Raw genomic sequence first — 6,449 nt, forward strand, 5'->3', positions numbered from 1 at the left:
CCAGCAATACAAAACTGAACGTGTAAATTTGCTATTAAAAACTAATAACATTACATTTGTCATTAAACTTTATAAATACAATGATTAAATCAATCCATATAAAAAACTTCAAATCTATTGTTGATCTAAAGATGGATTTAGGAAGCTTTAATGTTTTAATTGGAGAAAATGGTGCTGGAAAATCTAACATCCTAGAAGGAATAGGTTTTGGAGCTGCAGCAAGTGCTAATAAATTGGATTTTGAATTTTTAGGTAGTAGAGGGATTCGTTTATCAAGCCCTGAATCAATGATATCGGCTTTTAATGATTTGCCCGAAAACAAAAACATTGATATTGCATTTGTAGATAAATCTAATAAAAATAGTTATAAATATTCTATTACTCATAATGAGAATAACAAATGGGTTAACAATGAAAGATATCAAGGAGAATTAGTACAAGAATTAATAGAGTCATTAATTTTTACTGATTCAAATAAAAGAAAAGAAACTTTAGATAATTTAGCTAAAGCCAGTTCTGTTGATCAAGTTAAAAAAATTGACGAAATGATTAGTACTCTAATGAAAATTCTTGATGATAAGAGTAATAATAATGAAGAAGAAAAAAAGTTCTTTTTCAATACTATAAGTAATCATATTTTGGATCATAGACACTCTAATGATGAAATCTCTAATTTTATTGTTTTTTCACCTGAACAAAGTAGTCTACGAAAATTCGAAGATACAACACAAATTTATCCATTAGGCATTAAAGGAGAAGGCATTTTTCAATATCTAAAAAAGCTCGACCTTTCAAATTCAAAAGATAAAAAATTAATGAAAGAGATTAAGGAAAATATGCTTCTTCTTGATTGGTATGAAAATTTTGAAATCCCTAATGGTTTATTAAAAAAAGAAAGATCTTTATCTATTAAAGATAGATTTTTAAAAGAAGATTTAAATTCTTTTGATCAAAGAAGTACAAATGAAGGTTTTCTATTTTTATTATTTTATTCTGTTTTATTTTGCTCTTCTGAAACTCCTACCTTTTTTGCTATAGATAATATTGATTCAGGATTAAATCCAAAACTCACTATGCAATTAATTCAAAACCTTGCGAAATTAGCTAAAAAACATAAAAAACAGGTGATTGTAACTACACATAGTCCTGCTGTTTTAGACGGATTGGATTTAGAAGAAAGCTCACAAAGACTTTTTGTTGTAAAACGAAATGATGAAGGATTTACAACTGCAAAAAGAGTTACTTACAATAGTGAAAGAAGAATGAAACTCTCAGAAATATGGACTAATGGTTTTATTGGAGGCCTACCTGAAAATTTTTAATTATGAAATTTGCATTAATTACTGAAGGTGTCTCTGAACACAGAATAATTAAACATATTATATCAAAATATTTTAAGGATAAAGAACCTGATATTAATCAAGTACAACCTAAATTGGTTAATAATAAACAAAATGTAACAGGTGGTTGGGATGAAGTTCTAAAATATTGTCAACGACAAGAGTTAGCTGACATTTTTATTGAAAATGATTATTTAATAATTCAAATCGACACAGACCAATCTCAACTCAATCCATTCAATATTACTCACACTAAAATTGATCCAATATCTGGCAATTTAACAAATAAAACAATAGAGGAATTGTATAATGATGTTAAAGCAAAAATTGAAAGTTTAATCAACGTAGATATATTAAAAAAATATAACGATAAAATATTTTATGCAATTTGCACACATACTATTGAATGCTGGCTACTGCCTATATATTATACAAATAATCATAAAAATGACATTGCAACCTGCATAGGATCTTTAAATGCTCAATTGAAAAAGAAGAACATACAATCACTTCCAACCACAACAAAGAATAAAAACAGTGCTCAATCAATAAAAATCTACAATACAATTCTTAACAATTGGAAAAAAAGAAAAGAAATTGAAGATGCTGCTATACATCAGTATGGATTGAATAAATTTCTTGAATCATTACGTACACTTGACTAATAAGTACTGCTGGTAACACACGCTACAAGCAATTTGGGTATTTGGCTTAATTTAAAATTGGTTTTGTATTTGGAAGATTTGGCAAATCCGAAAATAGAGCTTAATTTAGTCCCAAACTGCTTGTAGCGCGGGGACGTTATAAGCTATGCGGCCAAAAATGCAAAAAACAGAAAATACAATGAAAGTTATAACCTGGAATTGCAACATGGTCTTTAGAAAAAAAGCCAAATATATTTTTCCCCATAATCCAGACATATTAATTGTCCCAGAATGTGAAAACCAAGAGAAACTCAAATTTGAGGAAGAACTGGAAATTCCGAGTGACATTATCTGGTATGGAAAAAATCAAAATAAAGGAATTGGCGTATTTGCATTCGGTAATTATAAATTAAAACTATTAGATTGCCACAATCCTGAATTCAAAAATATCTTGCCAATATCTGTGACTAACGGAAATATCAATTTCACGTTGTTTGCGATTTGGGCCAATAACCCAGAAGACATAGAAGGCGCTTATATTACTCAAATATGGAAAGCATTAAAATATTATGAAAGTATGCTTTCAGAGAAAAATACAATTCTAATGGGAGATTTCAATAGCAATACAATTTGGGACAAACCAAGAAGAGAAGGAAATCACTCAACTGTTGTCTCAAAATTAGAGGAGAAAAAGATTTTTAGTACTTATCATAAATTTTTTAACCAAATACAAGGAAAAGAAGAACATCCAACTTTATATATGTATAGACATCAAGACAAACCATATCATATAGATTATTGCTTTGCCTCAATAGATTTCATAGACAAATTAAAATCCGTGGAAGTTGGAAAGTATGAAGATTGGTTTATGTACAGCGACCATAAACCTTTGATTGTTGAATTTGAAAAAAAATAAAAGCACAGCCTATAACAGGCGTTTGGCAAGATTGCGAATTTTGTAGTAAATTCACGTTTATTTCTCGCAAGAAATTTTATCTTTGAGAGAAAATAAACAGTTCCGAAGTTCGCAACCTCGCCAAGCGCCGGAACGTTATACACAATGCAAAAAAAAATCACCTACATATCGATACTTCTTTTCAGTTTATTAAGTTTTGGTCAAAAAATCAAAACAATAACCGAATTTAAAAACGAAAAAGATAGCTTAATAAAAGTACGCGAAACTACATTTGATAATTCAGGAAACTTAATCAAAGAAATTATATTTGGAGAATTTGACGATATTTTAAAAACATATAGAAATAAAAATCAATTCTTCGAATACAAGGATGGACGAAGAGTCTCAGAATATAGCTGTGAAGATTTTATTTCAAAAGATACTTGTGTAGTTCGTTCATTTTCAACTTACAAATACAACCCAAAAACAAGAATCGAAACAGAAACTAAATATGAGTCTGATTCTTTAATTCGCTTTATTCGAGAAATTAAGAACGAAAAAAGCATTACAATTTCCAAAACAAATTCTTGGGAGTTTTTTCCTGTCAAACTTCCAGATTATGAAAACTCTACTGTTTTAATGGACACAACTTATTTTGATAAAAAGAATCGAATTATCAAACGAGTAAGTTTCAGTAATGATTTGGAAAAACCACTTATTGAAAACTATAAATATTCAAAAAAAGGTTATTCTTACCAAATTATTGGAAATGCAAATGATAAAACGATTAACATAGTTTATTCTGAAATACAGAAAATAATTGATGAGAATAATTTGAATTTTCACTACGAAAGTAATGAAGAATACAAATACGAAATTGAATATTATTAAATAAAGCACTGTGTATAACACACGCTACAAGCAATTTGGGTATTTGGCTTAATTTAAATATGGTTTTGTATTTGGAAGATTTGGCAAATCCGAAAATAGGGCTTAATTTAGTCCCAAACTACTTGTAGCGCGGGGACGTTAGCCAACATTTTCAGCACGTATCAATTTAACAGAAAGAAAAATGAAACTCAAACTGAAACTAATTCTAATTCTATTACTTCCAACCATAAATGTTTTTGGACAAAATACCAAAATCGAAAAGTCGATATTAATATCGAGTGGATACATTTCGAAATCCAAAGTAGTTAAAATTAACGCTGTAAATTTTGATTTAGTTTTGAAAAATAGAGATACTGTTTATCTCCAAACAACTGAAAGCAAATTTGTAACTAAAGAAGGAATTAGTGTTGGGAAAAAGTTCTCAGAATTGCCAATAAAAATAAAACAAGGTTTAACTAAAGAAAATGGTTGGGGATATTATTATAAGCTTCCATCAGGATGGTCAATTGGTTTTTGTGAAGGAAACTCTTGTACAGAAAGTTATCCGAATGAAAACTCAAAAATAAAGTGGATGTTCAAAAGAAAATAAAAACGTTGGCTAACAGCCGTTTGGCGAGATTGGGGTTTTAGGCTTAATAGAAAATTGGTTTTGTATTTGGAAAATTAGTGTTGAACCGAAAAATCTCGCATCTTTAATCCCCAACCTCGCCAAGCGCCAGAACGTTAGCAGTAATACTCAGAAAAATGAGCGATAAAAAAGAGTTTAGAGTAATTATTCCAGAGGAAGAATATCAAATTATAGAATTTAAACAAGAAAGTCTTCCAGGAATCGGTGTTATAAATTTAAGTTTAGTAGAATTTGAACCTAAAGAAGTTTTCTCTTGGCATTGCTCAATAATGATTGATTTAGAAAACTTTATCGAAAATGGAATGCCGACAAATGAAGATGTCTTGAAAGCCGAAAAGTTTGAAGATTATCTAGATGAAAATATAAAAGGAGAAAATAAAGAAAAACCAAATGCATTATTTTTAGGTAGAATTACGTGGAATAAAACCAGAGAATTAATTTGGCGAATTTTTGACCCTGAATCGACCAACAATTTCCTTGACAAAATAATCAAAGAAGAAAATTATCCGTTTCAATTTGACTACAGAATCGATGATGATACGGAATGGAAACTTGCAGAATGGCATTTGAAAAACATAACAGAAGAATAAGTACTACTGCTAACAGCCGTTTGGCGAGATTGGGGTTTTAGGCTTAATGGAAAGTTAGTTTTGTATTTGGAAAATTTGTGTTTAACCGAAAAATCTCGCATCTTTAATCCCCAACCTCGCCAAGCGCCAGAACGTTAGCAGTAATTGTAAAAAAATCAACATTGAAAAGAAACCTTTATTTTATTATTTCAATTTTCTTTATGTTACTAACATTAATTTCATGTTCCGAAAAAATAGTTAGTGGAAAATATCAAACTAACTTTAATACTTACGGAATGTTCAGCAGAACTTTGACTTTAGATTGCAATGGAAATGCAATTTTAAATTTTCGAGGAGATTTGCAAAACAATAATTCATTTGGTAATTGGAAAATTGATAAAGATACTTTAGTAATATTTTTTGACTCAGTAAAAAACAGAAACAACAAATATCAAGGAGAACTAAAATTCCTCATAAAGAGAAACAAACTTGAAAATCCACCTTTTCAGAAAAAGAAGTATTATGAATTAGTTGAATCCTTAAAAAAAACAGGTAATGATACTTTGAAAATTTTAACTTACAGAAAACTTAACAAGATGATGAACCAAAATATGAAAAATCATTACGGTAAAATTGGAAAACAATATTTTAAAAAAATAGAATTTATTGAATGTAAATAAAACAACTACTGCTAACAGGCGTTTGGCAAGATTGCGAATTTTGTAGTAAATACACGTTTATTTCTCGCAAGAAATTTTATATTTGATAGAAAATAATCGGTTCCGAAGTTCGCAACCTCGCCAAGCGCCGGAACGTTGGCATACATTTAAACATGAAAACGAAAACAATAATAATCACAATTTTATTACTTTTTATAACGGTAATGTTGGCTGGTGGCGGACATGGGACATACTTGCCTGCAAAAATATTTTATCCTTACACAATGATAATTTCCGAACTGCAAGATATTATTGGAATTCCGGCACTAATATTAGCAATAATTGAAATTCCGATTTATGTCTATATTTGGATAAAAAGACCGAATTGGAAATATTATGTGATTGGAATGCATGTTGTTGGAATTCTAATCGCTTTTACTATAAAATCAAATTCTTTCTAAATGACAAAAATTATTTTTCTTTTTTTTATTATAACTGTTATAGGAGTCTATTTCTATTTTGGATTTTACCAAGATTATAAAAGAAATCCAAAAGAATATATTAGAACAATAATAGGAATGCCTCTGGGGATTTTTGCAAATACAGTTGGTTGGAAAAATCTTGACGCTAAATTGAAAAAATGGGCGAATTTAGAAGAAGAACAAAAAACAAATTCAAAATCAATATAGAAAAATAAACGCCTGCCAACACACGCTACAAGCAATTTGGGTATTAGGCTTAATTGAAAAATCGGTTTGTATTTTGGAAGATTTGGCAAATCCGAATAATGGGCTTAATTTAGTCCCAAACTGCTTGTAGCGCG

9 protein-coding genes are annotated in these 6,449 nt (G+C 29.3%); all 9 read left to right on the plus strand.

What is annotated here, in order from left to right:
- The first annotated feature begins 80 nt into the window (after positions 1-80).
- The 9 genes from KBJ98_RS15000 to KBJ98_RS15040 all read left to right on the plus strand — a co-directional run bounded on the left by KBJ98_RS15000 (position 81) and on the right by KBJ98_RS15040 (position 6,315).
- The gene (locus tag KBJ98_RS15000) at positions 81-1,322 is read left to right on the plus strand and encodes an AAA family ATPase (RefSeq protein ID WP_210791879.1); all 1,242 of its coding nucleotides are present in this window, start codon (positions 81-83) and stop codon (positions 1,320-1,322) included.
- Positions 1,323-1,324: 2 nt separating this feature from the next.
- Complete coding sequence (locus KBJ98_RS15005) at positions 1,325-2,005, plus strand: hypothetical protein (RefSeq protein WP_210791881.1); 681 nt, start codon at positions 1,325-1,327, stop codon at positions 2,003-2,005.
- Between the two features lie 157 nt (positions 2,006-2,162).
- Positions 2,163-2,900 carry an endonuclease/exonuclease/phosphatase family protein gene (locus KBJ98_RS15010; RefSeq protein WP_225899150.1) on the plus strand — a complete coding sequence of 246 codons (738 nt, stop codon included), beginning with the start codon at positions 2,163-2,165 and terminating at the stop codon, positions 2,898-2,900.
- 144 nt (positions 2,901-3,044) lie between these two features.
- On the plus strand, positions 3,045-3,770 hold the full coding sequence (locus tag KBJ98_RS15015; RefSeq protein WP_210791883.1) for a hypothetical protein: 726 nt from the start codon (positions 3,045-3,047) through the stop codon (positions 3,768-3,770).
- Between the two features lie 181 nt (positions 3,771-3,951).
- Complete coding sequence (locus tag KBJ98_RS15020; protein ID WP_210791884.1) at positions 3,952-4,359, plus strand: hypothetical protein; 408 nt, start codon at positions 3,952-3,954, stop codon at positions 4,357-4,359.
- Positions 4,360-4,514: 155 nt separating this feature from the next.
- Complete coding sequence (locus tag KBJ98_RS15025; protein ID WP_210791886.1) at positions 4,515-4,988, plus strand: DUF695 domain-containing protein; 474 nt, start codon at positions 4,515-4,517, stop codon at positions 4,986-4,988.
- Between the two features lie 200 nt (positions 4,989-5,188).
- Positions 5,189-5,647, plus strand: coding sequence for a hypothetical protein (locus tag KBJ98_RS15030; protein ID WP_210791888.1), 459 nt, complete (start codon positions 5,189-5,191; stop codon positions 5,645-5,647).
- Positions 5,648-5,799: 152 nt separating this feature from the next.
- Entirely contained in the window at positions 5,800-6,087 is a 288-nt protein-coding gene (locus KBJ98_RS15035; protein WP_210791890.1) for a hypothetical protein, read from the plus strand.
- A complete protein-coding gene (locus tag KBJ98_RS15040; RefSeq protein WP_210791892.1) occupies positions 6,088-6,315 on the plus strand; it encodes a hypothetical protein in 228 nt (75 codons plus the stop codon).
- Positions 6,316-6,449 lie beyond the last annotated feature (134 nt).

The sequence above is a fragment of the Flavobacterium erciyesense genome (assembly GCF_018069925.1).
GTDB lineage: Bacteria > Bacteroidota > Bacteroidia > Flavobacteriales > Flavobacteriaceae > Flavobacterium > Flavobacterium erciyesense.

Bases quoted from the DNA above. Each gene is read 5' to 3' on its own strand.
- KBJ98_RS15040 (WP_210791892.1), top strand. From the start codon at position 6,088: ATGACAAAAATTATTTTTCTTTTTTTTATTATAACTGTTATAGGAGTC.
- KBJ98_RS15010 (WP_225899150.1), top strand. From the start codon at position 2,163: ATGCAAAAAACAGAAAATACAATGAAAGTTATAACCTGGAATTGCAAC.
- KBJ98_RS15000 (WP_210791879.1), top strand. From the start codon at position 81: ATGATTAAATCAATCCATATAAAAAACTTCAAATCTATTGTTGATCTA.
- KBJ98_RS15015 (WP_210791883.1), top strand. From the start codon at position 3,045: ATGCAAAAAAAAATCACCTACATATCGATACTTCTTTTCAGTTTATTA.
- KBJ98_RS15005 (WP_210791881.1), top strand. From the start codon at position 1,325: ATGAAATTTGCATTAATTACTGAAGGTGTCTCTGAACACAGAATAATT.
- KBJ98_RS15020 (WP_210791884.1), top strand. From the start codon at position 3,952: ATGAAACTCAAACTGAAACTAATTCTAATTCTATTACTTCCAACCATA.
- KBJ98_RS15025 (WP_210791886.1), top strand. From the start codon at position 4,515: ATGAGCGATAAAAAAGAGTTTAGAGTAATTATTCCAGAGGAAGAATAT.
- KBJ98_RS15030 (WP_210791888.1), top strand. From the start codon at position 5,189: ATGTTACTAACATTAATTTCATGTTCCGAAAAAATAGTTAGTGGAAAA.
- KBJ98_RS15035 (WP_210791890.1), top strand. From the start codon at position 5,800: ATGAAAACGAAAACAATAATAATCACAATTTTATTACTTTTTATAACG.